This window comes from Microbacterium sp. AK009 (assembly GCF_013410955.1).
Classification (GTDB): Bacteria; Actinomycetota; Actinomycetes; order Actinomycetales; family Microbacteriaceae; genus Microbacterium.
The window spans coordinates 314,143-338,215 of the sequence record NZ_JACCCG010000005.1 but is presented as its reverse complement, the minus strand read 5'-3'; the positions used below and the strand labels follow the sequence as shown (position 1 = coordinate 338,215).

Sequence of the window (24,073 nt, the reverse complement as noted above, 5' to 3'; positions counted from 1 at the left end):
CCGTCGAGAGACCACATCTGCGCCGAGACCTGACTCGCGCGATGGTGTTTCGCCGGGGGGAGTGGTTTCTCGGCGAGACGAGACCGGCGTAAAGGGGCGACGGGATCTCACGACGGCGAACCAACGCCGGCTCGGCGTCGAAGCCCGCGCGTAGACTGGGATCCATGCCCGACGCCGCCCTGACACTCGACTCGGTCTCGGTTCTGCTGGTCTGGACCGCCATCGCGATCTACGCCCTCGCCTTCGTCGCCTACGCGATCGACCTCGCCCGCCGTTCAGCGTCGGCGATCGAGGAGAAGGATGCCGCGAGCGGCACCGTCCGCACCGAGTCGCGCGAGCTCGTCGGGGCCGCGGCCGTCGGATCGACGACCCGGGCGCGGAGCGCCGGTCCCGCGGCATCCGGTTCCGATTCGCTGTCGTGGACGCAGGCCGAGGGTGCGAAGAAGCCTCGCCTGGTGTGGGCGCGACTCGGCACGGTTCTCACTGTGCTGGGGTTCCTCTTCCACCTCGGTGCCACCGTGACGCGCGGCATCGCCGCCGAGCGGGTGCCGTGGTCGAACATGTACGAGTTCGCCCTGACGGGCACGCTCCTCATCATCGCGGTCTACCTCGCTGCACTCGTGCGGTCCGATCTGCGCTTCCTGGGCTCGCTCATCACCGGGCTCACCGTGCTGCTCCTGGGCGGCGCGACCCTGGCGTTCTACGTCGAGATCGTGCCGCTGATGGACCCCCTCAAGAGCGTGTGGCTGGTCATCCACGTCTTCGTCGCGTCGCTCGCGACGGCGCTGTTCGCGCTGGCGTTCGGTCTGTCGATCCTGCAGCTCATGCAGTCGCGTCGCGAAACGAAGGCCAAGGGCCCGGGGTTCCTGCGCACCCTGCCGCGGTCGGAGGCGCTGGAGTCGCTCGCCTACCGCTTCACGATCATCGGCTTCATGTTCTGGACGTTCACGCTCATCGCCGGCGCGATCTGGGCCAACGACGCGTGGGGTCGCTACTGGGGCTTCGACACCAAGGAAGTCTGGACGTTCGTCATCTGGGTGCTCTACGCCGGGTACATCCACGCGCGGGCGACGCGCGGCTGGCGCGGCTCGCGGTCGGCGTGGCTGTCGATCATCGGCTTCGCCGCGGTGCTGTTCAACTTCACCATCGTGAACATGTTCTTCAAGGGCCTGCACGCCTACAGCGGCCTGAGCTGAGTCGCGCTCCGCGCGGCATCCGCCCGCACCCGCTGCGTGTCGCAGAACGCGTGATCTTGCGCCGGAATGGCGGCACGTTCTGAGACCTCCGAGGCCGCGACGTGAGTGTCAGACACCTGCGGCCGGTGGGAACCGCGATTCCGGATGACCCGGAGCCTCGTCTTCCGGAGGATGGCGTCTTCGCCTGCGAGCAATGCCCGCGCCGGCCGTCGGCGACGGCTGCTGCGGGTGCCGTGGCGAAGTTCCGTCCTCGACCGCGCCGCCGGCGTGGGCGCGGGCGCCGGCTCCCCGCGCATGTCGCAGAAGCTGCGGCTCGCGGCCGGCGCAGCCGCATGTTCTGCGACATCCGCCGCCGCGTGTCCCAGCAGGTGCGGGATCGCTGCCCGGGGAATCGCGTGTGCTGAGACACCCAGCGCGTGCGACGGAGGAGGGCTGTGCGGACAGGCGGCGGGCCGCACAGGCCGCGCCGGTGGCCCGCACGCGTGACCGTACGAGGCTCCCCCGACAACATCCGCCCCTGCTGAGGCCGCGGAGGGGCGTTTCTTGACGGGGGAGCGGGGCGCGCGAGCGTGAGGCGGCCGGGGGAGCGGGCGACCGCCTGCCGCGAAGCGCGCGAGCCGTCGGAGAATGCGGCTCCGGATGACTTGGGGCCACGTTCTTCAACGGGTCGGCGAGGGGCGCGGCGGTCAACGCCACGCGCCGGGTCAGGCCGGCGCGGGCGATGCCCTCAGCGACCGCGCCGAAACCGTGCGCCGACGGGACACCGCGAGCACCGAGGCGATGAGCGCCAGGACGGTCCAGACGGCGAGGCCGGCGAGACCCGCACCGAGGCCGTCGGCCGAGGTGAGGGCGGCGAGCATCCCCTGGTACGCCGGGGCGGTCGGTAGGAGCGACGCGACCGAGGTCAGCGCGCCCGGCACCGTCGAGACCACGCCCGTCGCGACGACGAGCACGCCCACGAGCGCCGAGATCCAGCGGCCGATGCCGCCGAACACCGCGACGAGTGCCTGATTCACCGCGGCGAAGGCGACGCCGGCGACGACGCACACCGCGGCGTACACCGTCCACTCGCCCCACGAATACGTCGCGGCCAGCTGCACGATCCCGGCGATGAGCACGCCCTGCACCGCGCCAATGACGGCGGCCGGGAGGAATCCGCGGAGCGCCAGCACGACCGACGGTGCCCGCGACGTCAGCGCCCGGCGCGACACCGCCTGCAGCGCCACGAACGTGCCGAGCCCGCCGAACCACAGGGCGAGGGTCGACAGCAGCGGGATCGCCGAGGCGCCGAAGAGGTTGTCGCCGACCCCCTGCGCGGCGACGGGATCGGCCACCACGGTGGCGAGGTCGGTGGCCTCAGCCTCGCTGTAGGACGGGATCTCGTCCGTCGCGGTCGCGAGACCGTCCGCGAGGCTCGTCGTGCCGTCGGAGACGCCCGCGGCGCCCTCGCTCAGACTCTGCACGCCATCGGCGAGCCCCGCTGTGCCCTCGGACACACCGGCAGCACCGTCACTGAGACCCCGCACGCCGGTCGCCAGAGATTGCGCACCCTCCGCCGCCTGCTGAGCGCCGCTTGCCAGCGCCGATGCCCCGCTGCCGAGCTGGCCGGCTCCGCCGGCCAGCTGACCTGCGCCCGCCGCGGACTGATCGGTTGCCCCCGCCAGCTGTCCCAGGCCTCCGGCGAGCTGATCGACGCTGTGGGCGATGGTGCGGAACCGGCTCGCGAACTCCGTCGCGCCCTCCGTGTCGAACTGCTGCAGCGCCCCATTCGTCGCGCCTGCCGCGGTTGCCGCGTCGACAGCGGTCTGGGCCGCTCCGCCGGCGGACTGCGCCGCGGCGCCGATGTCCGCCGCCGTCGTGCCCGCGGTACCGGCGGCCGCGGCGACCTGAGCGCAGAATTCGGGTGAATCGACGGACGTGGCGCAGGTCGCGGCCAGCTGGCCGAGCGACTCTGCGAGTCCGCCCGCAGCGGGGGCGATGGCTCCCAGACTCTGGGCGACGCCACCGATCTGCTCCGCGGTAAGCGCGGAGCCGTCTGCGGCGGACTGGGCGAAGCCGGAGATCTGGTCAGGGACCAGGCCGGTACGTTCCAGCTCATCGGCGCCCGCGCGGACCCCCGCGGACAGCTGACCGGCGCCGTCGGCGGCCCCGCGGATCCCGCCGGCGATCTGCGTCAAGCCGCTCTGAAGCTCCAAAGCCCCCTGCGAGAGCCCGCTCGCGCCACCGGCGAGCTGCCCCGCTCCCGAGCCCAGCTGACTGATCCCGCCGGGGAGCGCGGCTGCGCCATCCGCGGCCTGCGCCGCACCGCCGGCCAGCTGACCGGCGCCGTCGGCGAGCTCCGCGGCACCGTCGGCGGCCTGCGCCGCCCCGTCGGCGAGCTGCCCCGCCCCGTCGGCCAGGTCATCGGCCCCCGAGGCTGCCTCGCCGAGCTGCTCGCCGAGCGTGGTGAATCCGAGGAACACGTTCTCGAGGAAGGTCTCCGACAGCTGCTGCCCCACGAGTGACGCGGCAGTCGACGTCACCTGCGCGGTGATCGCGTCGTCGACCACGCGGCTGTCGGGCGGGGTCGTCACCTCGATCGTCGCCTGCTCGGGCGTCTCACCCGGCTGGGTCGAGGTCGCCGCGGCGGAGAAGTTCGCCGGAATCGTCACGACGGCGGCGTAGGTCCCGTCCGCGAGGCCTGCGGCCGCGTCATCCTCGTTCGAGATCGTCCAGGTGAGGTTGCTCTCCTGGTCATCCGACCCTTCGACCAGGCCCGCGCTCAGCTGCCGCCCGAGGGGCACGGTCTGCCCGTCGATCTCGACGGGTTCGTCGTCGTTCACGATCGCGGCGTTCAGCTGGTCGAGTCGCTCGGTGGGGTTGTAGAGCGCCGCGACGAGGATGCCGCCGACGATCACCGGCAGCAGCAGCACCCCGAGGATCGTCAGCCACGTGACCGGCTTCGGGCTGCGCGCGCGTTCGAGGGGAAGAGTCATGAGAACACCTCATCGAAGGGGGAGGGCGCTACGTCGTCGGAGCGGGCGGATCGGGAGGAACGGGACGAGACGGATGCCGCGGGCGGACCCGCCACATGCAGAACCGTGATCTCGGTGCGGCCGGCGTCGGCGAGGGCGCGCTCGGCGAAAGCGGCGTCGCTGGCCGAGACGACGAGGGTCGTCTCACCGCTCTGCCGCAGCACGGCCAGGGCCTGGTCGCGGGCGGCGAGCGACTGCGACTCCAGCGAGTCCAGCGCGTCTATGACCACGATCCGGCTTCCGCCGGCGAAAGCCTCGCGCAGCTCGTCGGCGGGCTCGTCGTTGTTGTGCAGCAGGGCGACGCCCACCCGCGGTCGCACCCAGGCGGCGCGCTCGGGGAGGAGGTGCCCCTCGACCTTGATGCGCCCGTCGGTAGGGGCGAGGCGCCCGGCGATGGTGAGCAGCAACCCGCGCGCGGCGCGCGCGTCGTCGGAGGTGACAACGAGGGTCGCCCCCGGCTCCACTCGGAACGACGCCCCGGTGTAGACGACGTCGGCGTCGTCATCGGCGCTGTCGCCCACGGCGACGCCCTCGGCCACGATCGCCGCGGTGGTGTCGGGTTCGGGCCAGTCCTCGAGCGCGATCTCGCGCTCGACGGCCTCGCCTTCGATGTCGAAGTGCGGCAGCATCCGATCGAGCGCCTTCGGGAACCACCACGCTTTGTCTCCGAGAAGCGTCATGACCGCCGGCACGAGCGTCATGCGCACGAGGAAGGCGTCGACGGCGATGCCGACGGCCAGCCCGAGCGCGATCGGTTTGATCGAGGTGTCACCCTCGGGAACGAAGGCGGCGAACACGGCCAACATGATCACCGCCGCCGCGGTGACGACCCGTGCCGACGCGGTGAACCCCGAGCGCACGGCGCCGACCGCGATGGCCCGGAGCTCGTCGCGCGAGGGGTTGCGGCCGAGGCGCCGACGCGCGTGGACGAAGTCCTCGCGCATGCGGGAGACGAGGAACACCTCGTAGTCCATGGCCAGGCCGAACAGCACGCCCATGAGGATGATGGGCATGAAGCTGATGACCGGGCCGGTGCGCGAGACGTGCAGGAGGTCGGCGAACCACCCCCATTCGAAGACGGCGGCGACCGCTCCGAAGGCGGCGGCGACCGACAGGAGGTACCCGGCGGCGGCCTTCAGCGGCACCCAGATCGAGCGGAAGACGATCATCAGGAGGATCAGCGACAGGCCGACGACGAAGATGCCGAAGGGCAGCAGCGCCTGACCGAGCCGGTCGGAGATATCGATGGCGACCGCGGTGAACCCGGTGACCTTCAGGTCCACGCCGTACTCGTCGAGGAGCCGGTCGTGCTGTGCGCGCAGCTCGCGCACGAGGTCGGCGGTGGCCGGGTCATCCGGGCCGGTCTCGGGGACGATCTGGATGATGCCGGTGTCGGCGGTCTCGTTGGGAGTGGCCAGGGCCACCTCCTTCACGCCCGGCACCTGCTCGATCTCGGCGGCGAGGTCGTCCATGAGGCCGAGCGGGTCGCTCGAGGTGACGATGGTGCCGGTCATGATGAGCGGGCCGTTGGCGCCCGGGCCGAAGTTCTCGGTGACGAGGTCGTACGACTGTCGGGCCTCGCTCTCCTCGCTCTGCATGCCGGCGTTGGGCAGGGCCAGGGTGAGGCTCGCCGCGGGGATCGCGGCCGCACCGAGCGCCGCGACCACGGCGATCGTGGTGAGGAGGGGCCGGCGGGTGACGAGCATCACCCAGCGGTTCGGCTGCTTCGTGCCGTCGGCCTGCAGCGGCTTGGGTGCCCGCCGCCGCTTCCAGCCGACGACCCGTCCCTTGGCGAAGCCGAGGAGCGCGGGGGTGAGGGTGAGGGCGACGACCACGGCGATCGCGACGGCGACGGCGGCGGCGATCCCCATGGTGGTCAGGAACGGGATGCCGGCGAAGGACAGGCCGATCAGGGCGATCAGCACCGTCACCCCGGCGAAGACGACCGCGGAGCCCGCGGTCCCGGTGGCCCGCGCGGCCGACTCCTCGGGTTCCATCCCGGCGCGCACCTGGTCCTGGTGACGCGCGACGATGAAGAGCGAGTAGTCGATGCCGACCGCGAGCCCCAGCATCACCGCCAGGAGGGGCGTGGTGGAGGAGATCGTGCTGAAGACCGTGGCGACGAAGATCAGGGCCACAGCCAGGCCGACGCCGATGATCGCGCTGATGAGCGGGTACCACGCCACCGCGAACGAGCGGAACGTGACCATGAGCACGAACAGCGCGATGAGCACGCCGATCGCCTCGATGATCGTCAGGGTCGGCACCGCTGTGGAGAACAGGTCCCCGCCCAGGGCCGACTGCGCGCCCGCGGGCAGGGCCTCGGCGAGGTCATCCGCGATCGCTTCGGCAGACGAGACCGTGTCGGCGGAGATCTCCGTCGCCTGGCCCTCGAACTGCATCCGGATGATCGCGGCCGTGCCGTCGTCGGAGATGAGGCCGCTGACGGTCTCGTCGTACGGGTCGGTGACGGCGATGACGTCGTCGAGGTCGGCGAACTCCGCCACCGCGTCGTCAATGGCGGCGCGGTAGGCCTCGTCGTCGATCTGGTCGCCGTCAGCGGCGACGACGACCAGCTGGGCGCTCGTGCCGCTCACCTGCGGGAACGTGCGATTCAGCTCCTCGAGCCCCTCCTGAGCCTCGGTGCCGGGGATGGAGAAGGAATTGTCGGTGCCCTGCGAGAACAGGGCCGCCCCGCCGCCGGCGAGAACCAGGAGCAGCAGCCAGGTGACGAGCACCTTCCAGGGGCGACGGAACGACCAACGGCCGAGTGCGTACAGCAGTGTGGACACGGCGCCTCCAGGCAACAGGGATCAGATATCGATACAGCGCTGTATCCAATACACAGGTGTATCGTAAAGCGCGCCCCGACCGCCAGTCTGGGGAGTTCCCGTGAAAGTCGAAGGAGGACCGATGACGAGCACCACCCCCGCGCGCCGTCGCGATGCCACGCGTCAGCGCCTGATCGAGGCCGCCGCCGAGGTCTTCGCCGAATCGGGTCTCGACGCCGCCTCGGTCGAGGCGGTCTGCGAGCGCGCCGGCTTCACCCGCGGGGCGTTCTACTCCAACTTCGACAGCAAAGAGGAGCTCTTCCTCGAGCTCGCCGCGCGCGTGTGGCGGGAGCGGGTCGACGCGGTCGCCACGCGGGTCGCGGATCTGCAGGAGGACGGCCGGCTCGAGGTCAGCACCGACGCCATCCAGGCGGTCGTCCAGCGGGTGCTCGACGGCCCCGCCGAGGACCGGCTCGGCGTGCTGCTGATGAGCGAGATCCGCATGCACGCGCTCCGCAACGCCGACTTCGCGGCGGCCTACCTGCGTCAGCAGGAGGAGATGCACGCCAGCGTCGCGCGGATCATCGACGACATCGGCCGATCGACCGGTGTGCGCTTCCGGGTGCCGGCCGCCGCCGCTGCGCGGCTGTTCGTCTCCAACTGGGAGGCGACGCTGATCAGCGCGGTCATGGCCGGGCTCGACGAGGATGAGCGCGAGCGGCGCTGCCGCGCCGAGGTGGCCCAGATCGCCCACCTCGTGCTGGTCGAGGACTGACCCCCCGGGCCTCCGGGCTCAGCTGCCGGCCAGCAGGTCGTGGCAGCGGCTGATCCGCTCCACCCACCACTGCCGGCGCTCCGCGCTGACGGTCAGACGCTCCAGGATCTCAGGGTCGGGGATCGGGCGGGTGACGGCGAGCGATCCGTCCGTGAGGGCGTAGTCGGCGACGTCGGTGGTGAACAGCGCTCCGGTGCCGAGGCCGCAGTCGTAGGGGAGCTCGGGGAGGGCAGCGGCCAGCGCGACCCCCATCGACAGGCCGACGGCGGAGTCCAGGGCGCTGGAGACGACGACGGGGAGGCCCGCGTCGGCGACGATCTGCAGCGCCCGCGACACCCCGCCCAGCGGCTGGGCCTTGATCACCAGCAGGTCGGCCGCGCCGGCGCGCGCGACGGCAAGAGGGTCCTCGGCCTTGCGCACGCTCTCGTCGGCGGCGATGGGAATGCCGAGGCGGGCGATGCGACGGCGCAGCTCGGCGAGCTCCTCGACGCTCGCGCAGGGCTGCTCGACGTACTCGAGGTCGTCGTGCTCCATCGCGCGGACGGCGTGCTCGGCCTCGTCGATGTTCCAGGCGCCATTGGCGTCGATGCGAATCCGCCCCTCGGGCCCCATCGCTGCGCGCACCGCGGCCACGCGGGCGATGTCGTCGGCAAGGCGCTGGCCGGGGTCGGCGACCTTCACCTTGGCGGTGCGACAGCCGGGGAAGCGCGCGAGAACCTCGGGGACGGATGCCGCGGGAACGGCGGGCACGGTGGCGTTCACCGGAATGCGGTCGCGGACCGGCGCGGGGGAGGGCGCCCACCCGAACTCCAGCGCCGCGGCCAGCCACGCGGCCGACTCGCGGTCGTCGTACTCGAGGAACGGGGAGAACTCCGTCCACCCCTCCGGGCCCTCGATCAGGGCGAGCTCGCGGGTGTCGATCGCGCGGAAGCGGGTGACCAGCGGCAGGGATACGACCTGCAGGCGGTCGAGGACCTCGGCGAGCGGCGGGAGGGTCATCCCGCCATTGTGGCCGCTCACGCAGCATCCATCATCGTGCCATTGACGATAGTGTGTGACGCACAGTACAGTGTGAGCCATGAGCGAGACCGAAGCCCTCGACACCCACCTGCAGGAGCTCCGCCGGGGGACCGTCGTCCTGGCGTGCCTGCGGCTGCTGCAGGAACCGGGGTACGGCTACGGCCTGCTCGAGGAGCTGCAGACGCGCGGCTTCGACGTCGACGCCAACACCCTCTACCCCCTGCTTCGCCGCCTCGAGAAGCAGGGACACCTGGCCAGCGAGTGGAACACCGACGAGGCGCGACCGCGCAAGTTCTACCGCACCAGCGCCGAGGGAGCGCGGCTCGCCGCCGCCCTCAGCGCCGACTTCGACGCGCTCGCCCGCGCGATCTCCGACCTTCCCGCTTCATCCGCCTCCTGAGGACACGCCATGACCACCACCACCCTGACCGACCGCTACATCGACGCCGCGATGCGCACGGTACCCGAGGCACAGCGCCCCGACCTCGCCGCCGAACTCCGCGGGTCCATCGACGATCAGATCGACGCCCGTACCGCCGGCGGCGAAGACCCCGCTTCGGCGGAGCGAGCGGTGCTGACCGCGCTCGGCGACCCCGAGGTGCTCGCCGCTCAGTACACCGATCGGCCGCTGCAGCTGATCGGCCCGCGCTACTTCCTCGACTGGTGGCGCCTTGTGAAGCTCCTTCTGGCGATCGTGCTGCCGTGCGCGGCCTTCGGCGTGGCGCTCGGCAAGACCCTCTCGGGTGCCACGTTCGGCGACACGGTCGGCACCGTGGCCGTGGTCCTCCTGCAGGTGACCGTCAACCTGGGGTTCTGGAGCGTCCTCGTCTTCGCGATCGTGGAACGCACGGTCGCGCGCCGCACCGACATGGGATTCGGGGAATGGTCTCTTGACCGCCTGCCCGAGCCCCGGCCGCGCGGCGCGGGCTTCGGCGACATGGTCGGCCAGCTGGTCTTCCTCACGCTCGGGGTGGGACTGGTCCTCTGGGACCTGTCGATCGGATTCGTGCCGACAGAGCGCGGCCTGTCGTTCTTCGACCCCGGCCTCTGGCCGATCGGATTCGTCGCCCTGGTGGCCTTCGCGGTGTTCGATGCCGCGCTGACGATCGTCGTCTACCTCGTCGGCCGCTGGACCCTGGCGCTCGCCGTGGTCAACCTCGTGATGAACGCCGCCTTCGCCGGTGTCGCGGTCTGGCTGCTCACCCAGGGGAGCCTGCTGAACCCCGACTTCTTCCCGACGGTCATCGGTACGGACGGCGACGAGGTCGCCGGCATCCTCGCGGTGATCACCGGGTTCGGAATCGTCGCGATCGCGGCGTGGGACACCGTCGATGCGTTCCTCAAGGCGCGCGCGGGACGCGGCGGAGCGATGCTCGGTCGCTGACCGGACCCGATGTCGGGGTTTCGCAGGCTGCTCGACCTCGCAGCCTGCGAAACCCCGACACCGCTTCGCGATCCGGCCTCACGCCCCGGGTTCTAGGCTGGCGGCATGCTTCTCGACACCCCCGTGCGCCTCGGCGTGCAGATCCAGCCCCAGCACGCCACCTACGCGCAGATCCGCGACGCGGTGCTCCGCCTGGAGGAGATGGGCGTGGACATCCTGTTCAACTGGGACCACTTCTTCCCCCTCTCCGGCGACCCCGACGGCCTGCACTTCGAGTCGTGGACCATGCTCGGCGCCTGGGCCGAGCAGACCGAGCGCGTCGAGTTCGGATCGCTGGTGAACTGCAACAGCTACCGCAACGCCGACCTGCAGGCCGACATGGCCCGAACGCTCGACCACATCAGCGGCGGCCGGTTCATCTTCGGCACGGGCTCGGGCTGGTTCGAGCGGGACTACACCGAATACGGCTACGAATTCGGCACCGCCGGGTCGCGCCTGAACGACCTCGCCGAGGGGCTCCAGCGCGTGGTCGCACGGTGGGGCGCGCTCAACCCGGCACCCACCCGCGACATCCCGATCATGATCGGCGGGAAGGGCGAGCAGAAAACCCTGCGCCTGGTCGCCCGTCACGCCCACATCTGGCACAGCTTCGTCACCCCCGACGAGCTCGGGCACAAGCTCGGCGTCATCGAGAACTGGGCTGAGAAGGAGGGCACGGATGTCTCGGGCCTCGTCGTCTCGAACGAGCTGCAGCGCCGAGACCAGTCCGACGCCGACGCCCTCTTCGACGCGGGGGTGCGACTGTTCACCCTCGGGTGGGCGCCCTCCGAGGCGGACTACGACGTGATCACCGGGTGGCTGCGCTGGCGCGACGCCAAGAACGGCACGGGGAGCGCGGTGTGAGTCCCGAAGCGGTCTCCGACCTCTTCGACGTGGCCGAGTGGGTCGAAGCTCCGGGCGCGGAGCGGTACACCGACATCACCGCCCACGTCTCCACCGACGGGCGGGTCGCGCGCATCGCGTTCGACCGACCCGAGGTGCGCAACGCCTTCCGCCCCCGCACGGTCGACGAGTTGTACGACGCCCTCGACATCGCCCGGCAGGACCCGCGCATCGGGGTCGTCCTGCTCACCGGCAACGGCCCGAGCCCGAAGGACGGCGGCTGGGCGTTCTGCTCGGGCGGCGATCAGCGCATCCGGGGACGGACCGGGTACCAGTACGACGGGTCGGATGACGCGGGCGAGGCGTCCGGCGAGATGCGCGCCGCGCTCGGACGCCTGCACATCCTGGAGGTGCAGCGTCTGATCCGCTTCATGCCCAAGGTGGTCATCGCGGTGGTGCCCGGGTGGGCCGCGGGCGGCGGGCACTCGCTGCACGTGGTGTGCGACCTCACCATCGCCAGCCGCGAGCACGGCCGCTTCAAGCAGACCGACGCCGACGTGGGATCGTTCGACGCCGGATACGGCTCGGCGTTCTTCGCCCGGCAGATCGGCCAGAAGTTCGCGCGCGAGGTGTTCTTCCTCGCCGAGGAGTACTCCGCCGAGCGCGCCTACGAGATGGGCGCCGTGAACCGCGTGGTCGACCACGCCGATCTCGAGCGCGAGGCGCTGGCGATGGCCCGCGTCATCCTCACGAAATCGCCGACAGCGATCCGGATGCTGAAGTTCGCGTTCAACGCCGTCGACGACGGCATCGCCGGCCAGCAGCTGTTCGCCGGTGAGGCGACGCGTCTGGCCTACGGCACCGATGAGGCGGTCGAGGGCCGCGACGCGTTCCTCCAGAAGCGCGACCCCGACTGGTCGCCCTACCCCTGGCACTACTGACGGACCCGGCAGTGAAGCTCCACCCCGTCGACGGTGACGACCCTCGCGACATCCTGCCGGCGCTGCGCGCCGCGGTCCTGGGCGCGGGGCCGGCGCTCGGCCTCGGCATGACCGATCCGGATGCGGCAGGGGAGGGCGAGGAGGTCCCTGCCGGAACGGCGGTGGTGGTGACGACGTCCGGGTCGACCGGGGTTCCCAAGCGCGTCGTCCTCAGCCGCTCGGCGCTCACCGCCAGTGCGCTCGCCACCGCGGCACGCATCGGCGACGGGGCGTGGCTCCTCGCCCTCCCCGCCAGCTACGTGGCGGGACTCCAGGTGCTCGTCCGCTCGCTCGTCGCCGATCGGCAGCCGGGGCTGCTGTCGGGGCCGTTCCAGCCGCAGGCGTTCGCGTCGGCGGCGCTCATGCTCGTCTCCAGTGAGAACGGACGCCGGGTGCCGACCTTCACCTCCCTCGTCCCCGCCCAGCTGATCCGGCTGCTCGACGCCGCCGAGCACGACCCCACGGTCCGTGCGGCGCTGGACTCGTTCGAGGCGATCCTCATTGGCGGCCAGGCACTCCCGGCGGCGGTGCTCGAGCGCGCCGAGGGAGCCGGCGCACGAATCGTCCGCACGTACGGTGCGACCGAGACGAGCGGCGGCTGTGTCTACGACGGCGTCCCGCTCGACGGCGTGGGCCTGCGGATCGAGAACGGGGAGGTGCAACTGTCGGGGCCGACCCTCGCGGAGGGCTACCTCGGCGACCCGGTTCGCACCGAGGCCGCTTTCGTCACCGGCCCCGAGGGCACCCGCTGGTACCGCACCGGCGACGCCGGCCTCATCGACGACGGTGTGCTGCGGGTGCGCGGTCGCCTGGACAACGTCATCGTCTCGGGCGGCATCAACGTCTCCCTCGACCGGGTCGAGCGCGTGGTGCGATCGGTGGCGGGGCTTCACGCCGCCATCGTGGTCGGAGTGCCGGATGACCGCTGGGGCGAGGCGTCGGTGATCGTCGCGGCGCGCGGCGAGGCGCTCCGCCGCAGCGAAGCCACCCAGCTCGCCGAGGCGCGCGCGGCCGTGGCCGCCGAGATCGGCGCCCACGCCCGCCCCTCCCGCCTGATCCTCGTCGACGAGGTGGCCGCCCTGCCCTCGGGGAAGCCCGACCGCGAGGCGATCCGGCGCCTCGTGGCGGGGCACCGATAGTGCGCCGCCCTAGGATGTGACCTCGTGGCACGAACCTCCCGCACCAGGCGCAAGCGTCCGGCATCCCGTCCCCGTCCCGGCGGCAATCCGCAGCGTCAGCCGGTCGCCCCGACCCGTGCGCCGCAGAAGGCGACCGCGCGGGATTGGATCGGCGCTGCGCGACTGCGCACCCTCCCGCTGGCGGTCACCCCGGTGCTCATCGGCACAGGTGCCTCGATGCTCGTGCTCGACTCGCTCCGATGGGTCGTGGCGCTGTGCTGCCTGGCGGTGGCGGTGTGCCTTCAGATCGCGGTCAACTACGCCAACGACTACAGCGACGGCATCCGGGGCACCGACGACTTCCGCGTCGGCCCCGCACGCCTCACCGGCGCCCGGAAAGCGAAGCCGCGGACGGTGCTCATCGTGGCGCTGGTGTTCTTCGGCCTCGCCGCCGTGGCGGGTCTGGCTGTGGTCATCCGCACGCAGCAGTGGTGGCTGCTGCTCGTCGGCGCTGTGTGCATCGTCGCGGCCTGGTTCTACACCGGGGGGAAGCGTCCGTACGGGTACTACGGTCTCGGCGAGATCGTCGTCTTCGTGTTCTTCGGGCTCGTGGCGACCCTGGGCACGACCTGGGTGCAGGCGCTCGCCCTGCCGCAGGAGGCCTGGTTCGGTGCCGTGGGTGCAGGCCTGTTCGCCTGCGCCGTGCTGCTGGCCAACAACCTCCGCGACATCGAGCAGGACCGCGCGGCCGGCAAGCGCACCCTGTCGGTGCTGATCGGTCGCCGCGGCTCGCAGGTGCTCTTCACCGTGCTGATCCTCTTGCCGTTCGTCGTCTCCGGATGGATCGCGCTGTTCTACCCCATCGCGTGGTTGACCCTGTTCGGTCTGCTCGCTGCGCTCCCTGCGGTGCTCATCGTCTGGACCTACCGGCTTCCCCGGGAACTGGTCGTCGCCCTCGCGCTGAGCTCGCTGGCGTCGCTGACCTACGGCGTGTTCTTGTTCTGGGCGTTCGTCGGCTGATCGCCGGCGCCTCCACGCCCGTCGCCGTCGGCGATCGCATCAGCGGCGGCATCCTCAGCATCGGCGTCGGCGTCGGCGGCTGCGCTGTCCACGCGCGCCGCGCGCTCGCGGCGGCCGGCGCCGAGGGATGAGGTGACCTCGTTCAATGGGCGGCGCAGGAACAGCAGCGACAGGCTCAGCCCGATGAGGGCGGCGAAGATCGCTGCGAGCCAGTAGAGCTGCTGGAAGATCGGGAAGAGCATCAGGATGCCGAACGGCACCAGGAACGCCAGAAGCCGCAGCACGGAATAGACCAGGGCGGAGCGGGCTTTCACGGCTCCAGTTTACGTCGGGCTCCCTGCTGCCCCGCCGCCCGCGACCCCCAGGCCCCGCCCAGCCCAGCGCGCCTAGGATGGAGGCATGGTAAGGGCGCTGTTCATCGTGGTGCCGCTGGTGGTGGCCTTCTGGGTCTACAGCATCGTCGACTGCGCCCTGCAGCCGCCGAACCGCCATCGCGGCGTGAGCAAGCCGATCTGGATCCTCATCGTCATCCTCCTTCCCGTCCTCGGCGGCGTGCTGTGGTTCGTGGTGGGGCGCCTGCGCAAGAAGACGATCGCTGCCCGGCGCGCCCCCGACGACGACCCCGAGTTCCTGGGGCGCATCGGTTCGATCAGTGACCAGGACGAGCGCATCCGCCGCCTCGAAGAGGAACTGGCGCAGTTGGATGCCGAGGCCGACGACCCCCGCTTCCTTCCCCGCGAGCGCGGCGCGGCGCCTGGCAGCACCATCGAGCCGCCCCCGAGTGGCAGCGACCGCTCCGCCCGGGCCGGCGACCGTCCGGCCGATGACGATGACCCGCTCGGCACCCGCGGACCGCTGAGCTGAGGTGACCGGCGACACCCCCGGGGCGCAGGCTGCGTCGACCGATGCCGCTGCAGCGCTGATCGGGGCGCTCGTGGCCGGCGGTGTCCGCCACCTCGTGCTCAGCCCCGGGTCGCGCTCGCAGGCGCTGGCGCTGGTCGCCGCCGAACTGGAGCGGCGGGGCGACGTGCGATTGCATGTGCGCATCGACGAACGGGTCGCGGGGTTCGTGGCTCTGGGGATCGGACGCGAGACGGGGATGCCGGCCGCCCTCGTCTGCACCTCGGGTACCGCCACGGCGAACTACCTTCCGGCGGTCCTCGAGGCCCATCACGCCGGGGTGCCGCTGATCCTCCTCACGGCTGACCGCCCGCCGGAGCTGCGCGGAATCGGCGCGAATCAAGCCACGCGCCAGCCGGGTCTGTACACCGGTTTCACGCGGTGGGAGGCCGACCTTCCCGTCCCGACCGAGATCGACCGGACCGGCAGGAGCGACCAGACGACGATGCTCCGTCAGACCGCCGGCGACGCACTCGCCGCCGCGCGCGGTCAGACCGGGCGACCTGCAGGGCCCGTTCACCTGAATCTGCCGTACCGCGACCCCCTCGCCGGTGCCCTGCCGCCGTGGCTCGCCGCGTCGGCCGACGCGGACCCCTCCGACGTCACACCGCCAGAGCCCTCCGGCGCGCTCTATCAGGGCGGCGGCGGTATCGGCGGCTCAGAGGGGGCGAACGACGGCGGCGTCACCGACACCGACCTCGACGCCGTCCTCGAACGCGGTCCGCGCACCGTCGTCATCGCCGGGGCCGACGCCGGTGCGGGGGCGGAGGCGCTGGCGCACGAGGGCGGGTGGCCGCTCATCGCCGAGATCGTCAGCGGCGCCCGCTTCGGCCGGCAGCTCGTGCACGGGTATCGGGCGCTTCTCGCCGACCCCGCGCTCGGCGGCCGCGTCGAACGCGCCGTCGTGTTCGGACACCCGACGCTGGGCCGCGAGGTCGCCGCCCTCCTCTCCCGCGACGACGTCACGGTGCTCGCCGTCCGCGGCCCGGGCGAGGCACTGAACCTCAACGGCTCGACCGCGCACGTCGACGCCGTCTCGGTGGCTCCCGGCGCGACCGACCGCGAATGGCTCGGCGCGTGGATGCGCGCCTCGCAGGCGGCATCCATCGATCTCAGCCCTCCCGCACCCGATCCCGACGCCCTGTCGTCGGCCGTGCCCGACGAACGGCTCCCCGCGATCGCTGCCGAGCTCGCCGTGCTCCGTGCGCCGGTCGACCGCGCTGCGCTCGTCGACGCGGTGTGGCGTGCGACCTGGCCCCACGACCGCCTGATGTTCGGCTCGTCGCGATTGGTGCGGGTCGCCGACACCGTCCTCGGCGGCAAGAAGGTGCGGGTGCACGCCAATCGAGGTCTCGCCGGCATCGATGGCACGATCGCGACGGCGACGGGGATCGCCGTGGCAAGCCAGGACGCCGTCGGCGGCGCCGCCGCCGGTGTGACGCGGGTGCTCCTCGGCGACCTCGCGATGCTCCACGACGTCGGCGCGCTGCTCGTCCCGCCGGGCGAACCCGCTCCGCGCATGCAGGTGATCGTCGGAAACGACGGCGGCGGCACGATCTTCGACGGGCTCGAGGTCGCCGCGGTCGCCGGCCCCGAGGCGATGGACCGTGTGCTCTACACCCCCCATGAGGTCCGGCTCGAGGCGATCGCGAGCGCCTACGGGTGGGAGTACCGGCGGGCCGCGACCCGGGCGGAGCTCGATCAGGCGCTCACCGCCGGGAGCGCGGCGCGCCTCCTCATCGAGGTGCCGCTCGGCCGCTGACCGCCCTGCTCTTCCCGCGCCGTCGGCGGTGGGACATCATGGCGGGATGACGACAGCAGAAGCCACCGGCTGGATCGGCGACCCCGCATCCGCTCTCCGCGTCGAAAAGGGTTTCGACCTCGCCGCCGTCGATCCCGACGCCACCCCCGCCTACCGCGGCTCCAAAGCCGACGGTGTCGACGATCTCGCCGACGACTCCCGGCTCGATGAGCTGCAGGAGCGCCTCTACGCCGCGAGCAGGAACCAGGCGACCGACCAGGCGGTGCTCCTCGTGCTGCAGGCGATGGACACCGCCGGCAAGGGGGGAATCGTCCGGCACGTCGTCGGCTCGGTCGATCCCCAGGGCGTCATGCTCACCGCGTTCAAGAAGCCGACCCCCGAGGAGCTCGCGCACGACTTCCTCTGGCGTGTCGAGCGGCGTCTTCCCGAGCCGGGGTTCATCGGGGTGTTCGATCGATCGCACTACGAGGATGTGCTGATCGGGCGCGTGCGCGCCCTCGCGCCCGCTGAAGAGATCGAGCGGCGGTACGACGCGATCAATGACTTCGAGGCCCGCGTCGTGGCGAGCGGCACCCGCATCGTCAAGGTCATGCTGCACATCTCGTACGCCGAGCAGGGCGACCGCCTGATGGAGCGGCTCGACCGGCCCGACAAGCACTGGAAGTACAACCCCGGCGACGTCGACGAACGAGCGCTCTGGCCCGACTACATGGCCGCCTACCAGACGGTGTTCGACCGGACCTCCACGGCAGTCGCACCCTGGTACGTGGTCCCGGCGAACCGAAAGTGGTATGCCCGCCTGGCCGTGCAGCGCCTCCTGCTGGAGGCGCTCGAGGCCGTGGACCCGCAGTGGCCGGCGGCGACGTTCGACGTCGAACGGGAGAAGGAGCGGCTGGCAGCCACGATGTCGTCGTAGCGGCGGCTCTCGGGCGTCCATGCCGCACCGTCTGCGACACGGGGGCCGGGGATGTCGCAGAAGCGGCGCCCAGGGAGGGGGGAGGGAACACCTTCTGCGACACGGGCGTCGAGGATGTCGCAGAACCGGCGCCGTGGGAGGGGTGATGCGACACCTATTGCGACATCGCCCTGCAGGATGTCGCAGAACCAGCGCCGAGGGGGGGAGGTAACACGTTCTGCGACACGGGCGTCGAGGATGTCGCAGAACCGGCGCCGTGGGAGGGGTGACGCGACACCTTCTGCGACATCGCCCTGGAGAATGTCGCGGGAGCGGCGCCGAGGGAGGCACCACCTTTTGCGACACGGGCGTCGAGGATGTCGCAGAACCGGCGCCCAGGGAGGGGGGAGGGAACACCTTCCGCGACACGGGCGTCGAGGATGTCGCAGAACTGGCACCGTGGGAGGGGTGACGCGACACCTTCTGCGACATCGCCCTGGAGGATGTCGCGGAAGCGGCGCCGAAACAGCGGGCAGGTGACGTCCTGTGAGACATGCGCGCGTTCTGAGACATGCGCGCGGCGCGAAGCGCCGGACAACACCGCGGGACGCTGAGCGCGGGGCCCGCGAACACGGCAGCGGCCCTTCCCGACGACTGCGCGTCCGTAGGCTGGACCGGTGCGTGCCAGCCCCGACCCGGTCCACCTGATCGCCGACGACTACGTCGCCCGACTCGCCGAGCACGAGCCCGATGCGGCGCAGGCGATCGGCCGCGAGGACGGACCCGACCTTCCCGATCTCTCGCCGGCGTGGCTGCAGGAGCGCTATGCGCTCCAGGGCGAGGTGATCGCAAGGCTCGACGCCCTCGCCCCCGAGGCCGGCGACCCCGCGCTTCGCGCAGCTCTTCGGGAGCGGATGGAGCGCGAGCGGCTGCTGTTCGACACGGGGTTCACGCCGCGCCTCGTGGCGGGGCTCGCCACCCCCATCCACCTGGTCCGTCATGCCGTCGAGGGGCTGACCCTCACCGCGGATGCCGACGGAGAGGCTCTTCTCCGACGCGTCGAGGCCGCCCCCCTCGCGACCCGCCGGTACATCGAGAGCCTTCGCTGGGCGCGCGATCACACCGACCGCTTCCTCGGCGGCGGGGTCGCACCCGTGCGTCAGCTCGACACCCTGGCCGGGCAGGTCGAGCGTTGGGTCGAGACGGATTGGTTCGGCGCGATCCCCGTCGCCGACGATGTCGACGCCGCTGCGCGGCAGCGCCTGCGCGACGCTGCGGACGCGACGAACGCCGCGCTCGCCGAGCTCGTCGCGGTCCTCCGAGACGAGCTGCGCCCCGTCGCCCCGACGGTCGACGGCGTCGGCGCCGAGGTGTACCCGAGCATGGCCGCGGCGATGCTCGGCGCCGACATCGACCTGCGCGAGACCTACGCCTGGGGCTGGAGCGAGCTGGCGCGGCTGGTCGCTCGGTCGCGCGAGCTCGCGACCGAGCTGGGCGGCACCGGTGAGGACCCGGTGCGGGCGGCCGCGGCCCTTCTGGATGCCGACCCCCGCTACCGGCTGGACGGAGTGGCGGCCATCCGCGACTGGCTCCGCATCCGGGTCGCCGAGACCACCGGCGCGCTCGCCGACGCCTTCGACCTGCCGGAGGACATCCACCGCGTCGACTGCGTCGTCTCGGAGGCCTCGACCGGCGTCGTCTACTACACCCCCGCGCCGCCCGACGGGTCTGCGCCGAGTCGCATCGTCTGGACCATCCCGAGCGGTGTTCCCGTCGCAGCCACGTGGCAGGAGGTCACCAGCGTCCACCACGAGGGACTTCCGGGCCATCACCTGCAGTTCGTCGTGACCGCCTCCGACCCCGGTCTTCACCCGTGGCAGCGCCATCTCTGCCACATCCACGGGTACGCCGAGGGGTGGGCCCACTACGCCGAGCAGCTCTCGGACGACCTCGGTCTCATCCGCGATCCTGCCGAGCGCCTGGGACTGGTGCTCGGACAGATCTGGCGGACGGTGCGCATCGTCGCCGATATCGGCCTGCACACCGGCTGGCCGGTTCCCGACGGCGTCCTGGTGCCCGCGCAGCCCTGGTCTCCCGAGCTCGGCCGCGAGCTCCTCGTCGATCTCGCACTGGTCGAGCCGGCGCTCGCCGGATTCGAGGTCGACCGCTATCTCGGCTGGCCGGGCCAGGCGCTGGCGTTCCGCGTCGGCGCGCGCCTGTGGACGCAGGCCCGTCACGCACGCGAGGTCGTCGACGGCGCGGACTTCTCGCTCCGCCGATTCCATCGCGATGCCCTGGCGCTCGGCCCGATGGGTCTCGACCCTCTCCGGGAACGCCTGCTGGGCTGAGGGCCGGCCGCCGACGCGGTCGGTCAGTCGGCGAGCTGCGGCAGCACCTCGCGGCCGAGAAGTGCGATGCCCTCGGCCGGCACCCGTCCGTGAGGGGTGCCGAACTCGATCCGATCCACCCCGGCGTCGATGAGGAGGTGCGCCTGCCGGGCGATGTCGTCGGGGGTGCCGGCGAAGGCGAACAGCTCCAGCACGTCGCGAGGGACGAGCTTCCCCGCCCCCTCCTCGTCGCCGTCGGCCAGGCGCTCGCGGATGCCGGGAAGCAGCCCCTCGGGAAGGTCCACGGTCGGGTCGAGAGCCGCGATCACGTCGAGGTACATCGCCACCTCTCGGCGGGCGAGCGCGCGGGCGGCATCGCCGTCCCGATCGACGACCGTCACCGCACCGAGCACGATCCCGACGTCGCCCTCGGTACGGCCCGCCTTCTGCGTGCCGGGGCGGAGGCGCTCGCGCACGACTCGCACCATCGCCGGGTTCGCTGAACCGCCGATCTTGATCTCGTCGGCGATCTCTCCGGCCAGGGCCATGCCCCGGGGCCCCCACGAGCCGATCAGCACCGGGGCTTTCGCACGGACCACCGGGTACCGCAGCCGCACCTCTGGCTCCAGACGGAACACCCGGCCGTCGTACCCCTCGCCTCGACCGCCGAGCAGCGCCTGGATGAACCCGGCGGCATCGCGCAGCGCCGTGATCGGCCGCTCGGGCTCGAGCCCGACGGCCTCGAGCCACGAACCGCGCGCGAGGCCGAGATACGCCCGGCCGCCGGAGGCATCGTCGACGAGCGCGAACTGGCCGGCGATCTCGTAGGGATGGAGGGTGAAGGGGTTCCAGCACGCGCATCCGAGCCGGATGCGCGAGGTGGCGCCCGCCATCTCCAGCAGCGCCGCGATCGGCGGCTGATAGAGCAGATCGGAGAAGACGCTCACGCCGTCGAAGCCGAGGTCCTCGGCCAGGCGCGCGAGCGCGCCGTAATCGCCGAGGCGCTTGTCGGTCTGCAGGCCCAGGCTCACCTGCACCCGGCGGGCAGAGCCGCTCACGTGAGCTCGTCGGTCGGGATGGAGCGGATGCCCGTGCGCTCGATCCGCATGATCAGACGCTCCTCGGGGTCGGGGCAGGCGACGAGGTCATCCCGCTCCAGCCAGTCGCCCGCCGGAAGCTGCCGCTGCTTGGCCGGGAGGAGGGGAAGGACCGCCTGGAGGGCGTAGAGGCAGAAATGACCGCCGTCGGGCAGGCGCAGCCGGCTGCTCTCGACGAGATCAATGTGATCGCCCACCGCCATGCCGCAGACCGACCGGCCCTCGATGCGTTCGACGACGACCCGGAGGTCGTACAGGTCCGAGGTGGGGCCGTCGCCGCCGCTGTCGGAGGGGGGCTCGGGAGGGTTCGCAGCACACATCGCCCTCATCCTGTCAGGCGATCGCGCGTGTCAGTCGGCGGCGCCGCGGACGCGGCCGCGGTCGTCGCGGACGACGACGCCGCCCTTCATGACCAGATCGAGGTCGCGGAGTGCGCCGACGTCGGCGGTCGGGTCGCCAGGCGTCACGACGAGGTCGGCCCACGCGCCCGGGGTGAGGGTGCCGAGCCGGCCCGCCGCGCCCAGCCACCGGGCGGGGGCCGCGGTCGCTGCGCGGACGGCGTCGGGCGCGGCGAGGCCGCCCGCCTGCATGTGCTCGAGCTCGCGGACGACGGCGCTCGTCCCCTCGAAGTCCCAGAACGGGGGCATGTCGCTGCCCAGGAGCACCTCGACGCCGGCGTCGAGCGCGTGGCGGTAGGAGGCCATGTGGCGCGGCCCCGCGCCGAGGGACCGCTGCTGCATCCATTCCGGCACGCCGAGGTCGTCGAAGAACGCGCTCGCGCGGGTGACCACGAGCGTCGGCACGAGCGCGGTGCCGTGCTCGGCCATGAGGCGGGCCACCTCGGGGGTGAGCTCGTATCCGTGCTCGACGCAGTCCAGGCCCAGCGCAACCGCTTCGGCGATGATCGCCGCGGGCCCGGCGTGGGCCGTCACCTTGCGGCCCCAGGCGTGGGCGGTCGAGATCGCCGCGGCCATCTCCTCGCGGGTGAGCTGGGGGGTGGTGATCTCCTCGTGCTCGCCGGCGATGCCGCCCGAGATCATGAGCTTGATGAGGTCGGCGCCGGCCTTGACCTGCGACCGGACCCCGCGCGCGAAGGCGTCGGCGCCGTCGCACTCGATGGTGTCGTCGCTGTCGAACCCGTGACCGCCGGTGCAGCAGAGCGCGCGTCCTGCGGTGAAGATGCGGGGACCCGGCACGTGACCCGCGGCGATCGCACGGCGCAGCGCGAAGTCGGCGCCGCCCTTCTCGGCGACGCAGCGCACCGTGGTCACCCCCGACAGCAGCGTGCGGCGCGCGCCGTCCGCCATGTACAGCGAGAGCTCGTGCGGGCTGAGGCCGCTGACCGCGTCGCCGCCCGCGCCTGGGAGCGACAGCGAGAAGTGCGTGTGCATGTTGATCAGGCCCGGCATGACGAAGGCGCCGTCGAGGTCGATCACCCGCTCTGCCCCGCTCAGCGCGTCATCCGGGGTCGTGACGCGTGCGATCCTGCCGTCCTCGATGACGAGGGCCGCGCCGTCGCGGGGCTGGGACTCGACGCCGTCGATGAGGTTCAGGCCCACCAGCACCGCGTTGCCGCGGGTGGGAAGCGAGGGGACCGCACCGCTCACGCGAGGGCGTCCACGATCGGACGGAACTTCACGCGTGTCTCCAGCAGCTCTGCTTCCGGGTCGCTGCCGGCGACGATCCCCGCCCCGGCGTGGGCGACGACGGCGATCCCGTCGCCCTGGCCGCCGACCTCGTCGAGACCGAACTGCGCGCACCGCAGCGCGATCGCCCACTCGCCGTTCCCCGACTGATCGACCCAGCCGACGGGTCCGGCATAGCGTCCCCGATCGAAGGGCTCGAGGCGATCGATGACGGCGAGCGCGGCCTGGGTGGGAGAGCCGGCCACCGCCGCGGTGGGGTGGAGGGCCGCGACGAGGTCGAGCGATGAGGCCCCGTCATCCAGAGTGCCCTCGATGTCGGTGGCCAAGTGCCAGACGTTCGGCAGCTTCAGTGTGAACGGCTGCTCGCTCGCGGCGAGGGCGCTGGTGTGAGGGCGGAGGGAGGACAGGACGCTGTGGGCGGCGTACCGGTGCTCGTCGAGGTCTTTCGCGCTCGTCGCGAGCGTGAGCGATGCGGCGTTGTCGGCGTCGGCGTCGGCCCCTCGGGCGCGTGTGCCGGCGAGGACGCGGGCGGTGACAGTGCCGTCGTGCACCGTCACCAGGGTCTCGGGGCTCGCTCCGATGAGACCGTCGACAGCGAAGGTCCAGCAGTCCGGGTAGTCGGTCGCAAGGGCTCGCACCAGGCGGCGGAGGTCGGCATCGCACGGCACCGCGCCGACGAGATCGCGGGCGAGCACCACCTTGCCGACTTCTCCGGCGCCGATCGCGGCGACCGCATCGCGGACCGCCGACTGGTAGCCCTCATGCGTCATCCGGCCGGGGCCCACCGCGCCGGGCCAGTACGGCCCGAGACGGCGCGGGGAGGGCTCGGTCGCCGCCTCATCGGCCGTGCGGATGGTGGTGATCCACCCGCGTCCGCTCCGGCGGCCGACGATGACGCGCGGGACGATGAGGACGCTCGTCGCGGCCGAGGCGGCGGTGAAGCTGAACGCGCCGAAGGCCACCAGGCCCGACCCGGGAACGCCGACCGCATCGTCGACCTCCGCCTGGGCCGCCACCTCGCGCCACGCATCGGCGAGGCGGGCGATGCGCGCGTTGTGCGGTCCGGCGGGGGAGTGCCGGCCTCCCGGCTCCTCCAGTCTCAGGGCCTCGCCGAATCCGGCGATGCCCTCGGCGCGGCGGATCCAGCACAGCGGTGACGCGGCATCGGCGAAGGGGAGAAGCTCCTCGACGGGGTCGATCGGAGAGGTCTCGACCACCAGCCGGGGGAGGGGGGAGATCACGGCTCCACTCTAGATCCGGGCGCCCGGGGCCGGACGGCGACACCG

20 protein-coding genes are annotated in these 24,073 nt (G+C 72.1%); 12 read left to right on the top strand and 8 right to left on the bottom strand.

Going from position 1 to position 24,073, the window contains the following annotated elements; all coding sequences use genetic code 11:
• Positions 1-164: 164 nt before the first annotated feature.
• Positions 165-1,196 (top strand): c-type cytochrome biogenesis protein CcsB, encoded by a 1,032-nt coding sequence (ccsB, locus tag HDC37_RS13120; protein WP_179560822.1) that lies wholly within the window; start codon positions 165-167, stop codon positions 1,194-1,196.
• A gap of 704 nt (positions 1,197-1,900) precedes the next feature.
• Here ccsB and HDC37_RS13115 read toward each other — a convergent pair.
• Complete coding sequence (locus HDC37_RS13115; protein ID WP_179560821.1) at positions 1,901-4,171, bottom strand: YhgE/Pip family protein; 2,271 nt, start codon at positions 4,169-4,171, stop codon at positions 1,901-1,903.
• Positions 4,168-7,002 carry an efflux RND transporter permease subunit gene (locus HDC37_RS13110; RefSeq protein WP_179560820.1) on the bottom strand — a complete coding sequence of 945 codons (2,835 nt, stop codon included), beginning with the start codon at positions 7,000-7,002 and terminating at the stop codon, positions 4,168-4,170. Before HDC37_RS13110 ends, HDC37_RS13115 begins: the two co-directional genes overlap by 4 nt.
• A gap of 121 nt (positions 7,003-7,123) precedes the next feature.
• Between HDC37_RS13110 and HDC37_RS13105 the strand changes: the two genes are divergently transcribed.
• Entirely contained in the window at positions 7,124-7,756 is a 633-nt protein-coding gene (locus HDC37_RS13105; protein WP_179560819.1) for a TetR/AcrR family transcriptional regulator, read from the top strand.
• Between the two features lie 18 nt (positions 7,757-7,774).
• On the opposite strand, the gene HDC37_RS13100 is transcribed toward HDC37_RS13105, so the two are convergent.
• Positions 7,775-8,755, bottom strand: a complete 981-nt coding sequence (locus HDC37_RS13100; protein ID WP_179560818.1) for an o-succinylbenzoate synthase — start codon at positions 8,753-8,755, stop codon at positions 7,775-7,777.
• A gap of 79 nt (positions 8,756-8,834) precedes the next feature.
• Here HDC37_RS13100 and HDC37_RS13095 point away from each other — a divergent pair, with 79 nt between their 5' ends.
• The 6 genes from HDC37_RS13095 (at position 8,835) to HDC37_RS13070 (ending at position 14,160) form a co-directional block, all read left to right on the top strand.
• A complete protein-coding gene (locus HDC37_RS13095) occupies positions 8,835-9,176 on the top strand; it encodes a PadR family transcriptional regulator (RefSeq protein ID WP_179560817.1) in 342 nt (113 codons plus the stop codon).
• A gap of 9 nt (positions 9,177-9,185) precedes the next feature.
• Positions 9,186-10,160 (top strand): permease prefix domain 1-containing protein, encoded by a 975-nt coding sequence (locus HDC37_RS13090; protein WP_179560816.1) that lies wholly within the window; start codon positions 9,186-9,188, stop codon positions 10,158-10,160.
• Between the two features lie 105 nt (positions 10,161-10,265).
• On the top strand, positions 10,266-11,063 hold the full coding sequence (locus tag HDC37_RS13085) for an LLM class F420-dependent oxidoreductase (protein ID WP_179560815.1): 798 nt from the start codon (positions 10,266-10,268) through the stop codon (positions 11,061-11,063).
• The gene (locus HDC37_RS13080; protein ID WP_179560814.1) at positions 11,060-11,983 is read left to right on the top strand and encodes a 1,4-dihydroxy-2-naphthoyl-CoA synthase; all 924 of its coding nucleotides are present in this window, start codon (positions 11,060-11,062) and stop codon (positions 11,981-11,983) included. The genes HDC37_RS13085 and HDC37_RS13080 overlap by 4 nt, the downstream gene beginning before the upstream one ends.
• Before the next feature lie 11 nt (positions 11,984-11,994).
• On the top strand, positions 11,995-13,161 hold the full coding sequence (locus HDC37_RS13075) for an AMP-binding protein (RefSeq protein ID WP_179560813.1): 1,167 nt from the start codon (positions 11,995-11,997) through the stop codon (positions 13,159-13,161).
• Positions 13,162-13,185: 24 nt separating this feature from the next.
• The gene (locus tag HDC37_RS13070) at positions 13,186-14,160 is read left to right on the top strand and encodes a 1,4-dihydroxy-2-naphthoate polyprenyltransferase (protein WP_179560812.1); all 975 of its coding nucleotides are present in this window, start codon (positions 13,186-13,188) and stop codon (positions 14,158-14,160) included.
• Here the strand turns inward: HDC37_RS13070 and HDC37_RS13065 are convergent.
• Positions 14,124-14,474, bottom strand: coding sequence for a DUF4229 domain-containing protein (locus HDC37_RS13065; protein ID WP_179560811.1), 351 nt, complete (start codon positions 14,472-14,474; stop codon positions 14,124-14,126). The genes HDC37_RS13070 and HDC37_RS13065 overlap by 37 nt on opposite strands.
• 85 nt (positions 14,475-14,559) lie before the next feature.
• Between HDC37_RS13065 and HDC37_RS13060 the strand changes: the two genes are divergently transcribed.
• The 4 genes from HDC37_RS13060 to HDC37_RS13045 all read left to right on the top strand — a co-directional run bounded on the left by HDC37_RS13060 (position 14,560) and on the right by HDC37_RS13045 (position 20,065).
• Complete coding sequence (locus tag HDC37_RS13060) at positions 14,560-15,024, top strand: PLD nuclease N-terminal domain-containing protein (protein ID WP_179560810.1); 465 nt, start codon at positions 14,560-14,562, stop codon at positions 15,022-15,024.
• A gap of 1 nt (position 15,025) precedes the next feature.
• Entirely contained in the window at positions 15,026-16,822 is a 1,797-nt protein-coding gene (menD, locus tag HDC37_RS17275) for a 2-succinyl-5-enolpyruvyl-6-hydroxy-3-cyclohexene-1-carboxylic-acid synthase (RefSeq protein ID WP_308472215.1), read from the top strand.
• Between the two features lie 46 nt (positions 16,823-16,868).
• The gene (locus HDC37_RS13050; RefSeq protein ID WP_257021479.1) at positions 16,869-17,738 is read left to right on the top strand and encodes a polyphosphate kinase 2 family protein; all 870 of its coding nucleotides are present in this window, start codon (positions 16,869-16,871) and stop codon (positions 17,736-17,738) included.
• Between the two features lie 656 nt (positions 17,739-18,394).
• A complete protein-coding gene (locus HDC37_RS13045) occupies positions 18,395-20,065 on the top strand; it encodes a DUF885 domain-containing protein (protein ID WP_179560808.1) in 1,671 nt (556 codons plus the stop codon).
• 23 nt (positions 20,066-20,088) lie between these two features.
• Here the strand turns inward: HDC37_RS13045 and HDC37_RS13040 are convergent, their stop codons facing one another.
• From HDC37_RS13040 to HDC37_RS13025, 4 genes are read right to left on the bottom strand one after another with little or no spacing between them, the layout of a single operon-like run.
• A complete protein-coding gene (locus HDC37_RS13040; RefSeq protein ID WP_308472214.1) occupies positions 20,089-21,102 on the bottom strand; it encodes an LLM class flavin-dependent oxidoreductase in 1,014 nt (337 codons plus the stop codon).
• A complete protein-coding gene (locus HDC37_RS13035; RefSeq protein WP_179560807.1) occupies positions 21,099-21,461 on the bottom strand; it encodes a TIGR04076 family protein in 363 nt (120 codons plus the stop codon). The genes HDC37_RS13040 and HDC37_RS13035 overlap by 4 nt, the downstream gene beginning before the upstream one ends.
• Before the next feature lie 30 nt (positions 21,462-21,491).
• Positions 21,492-22,748 carry an amidohydrolase family protein gene (locus HDC37_RS13030; protein ID WP_308472213.1) on the bottom strand — a complete coding sequence of 419 codons (1,257 nt, stop codon included), beginning with the start codon at positions 22,746-22,748 and terminating at the stop codon, positions 21,492-21,494.
• Positions 22,745-24,028 (bottom strand): chorismate-binding protein, encoded by a 1,284-nt coding sequence (locus HDC37_RS13025; RefSeq protein WP_308472212.1) that lies wholly within the window; start codon positions 24,026-24,028, stop codon positions 22,745-22,747. The genes HDC37_RS13030 and HDC37_RS13025 overlap by 4 nt, the downstream gene beginning before the upstream one ends.
• Positions 24,029-24,073: the final 45 nt, after the last annotated feature.

What these genes read in the sequence shown, in the direction of transcription:
- ccsB (WP_179560822.1), top strand. Translation starts at nt 165, where the DNA reads ATGCCCGACGCCGCCCTGACACTCGACTCGGTCTCGGTTCTGCTGGTC.
- HDC37_RS13115 (WP_179560821.1), bottom strand. Translation starts at nt 4,171, where the DNA reads ATGACTCTTCCCCTCGAACGCGCGCGCAGCCCGAAGCCGGTCACGTGG.
- HDC37_RS13105 (WP_179560819.1), top strand. Translation starts at nt 7,124, where the DNA reads ATGACGAGCACCACCCCCGCGCGCCGTCGCGATGCCACGCGTCAGCGC.
- HDC37_RS13100 (WP_179560818.1), bottom strand. Translation starts at nt 8,755, where the DNA reads ATGACCCTCCCGCCGCTCGCCGAGGTCCTCGACCGCCTGCAGGTCGTA.
- HDC37_RS13095 (WP_179560817.1), top strand. Translation starts at nt 8,835, where the DNA reads ATGAGCGAGACCGAAGCCCTCGACACCCACCTGCAGGAGCTCCGCCGG.
- HDC37_RS13090 (WP_179560816.1), top strand. Translation starts at nt 9,186, where the DNA reads ATGACCACCACCACCCTGACCGACCGCTACATCGACGCCGCGATGCGC.
- HDC37_RS13085 (WP_179560815.1), top strand. Translation starts at nt 10,266, where the DNA reads ATGCTTCTCGACACCCCCGTGCGCCTCGGCGTGCAGATCCAGCCCCAG.
- HDC37_RS13060 (WP_179560810.1), top strand. Translation starts at nt 14,560, where the DNA reads ATGGTAAGGGCGCTGTTCATCGTGGTGCCGCTGGTGGTGGCCTTCTGG.
- HDC37_RS13050 (WP_257021479.1), top strand. Translation starts at nt 16,869, where the DNA reads ATGACGACAGCAGAAGCCACCGGCTGGATCGGCGACCCCGCATCCGCT.
- HDC37_RS13035 (WP_179560807.1), bottom strand. Translation starts at nt 21,461, where the DNA reads ATGTGTGCTGCGAACCCTCCCGAGCCCCCCTCCGACAGCGGCGGCGAC.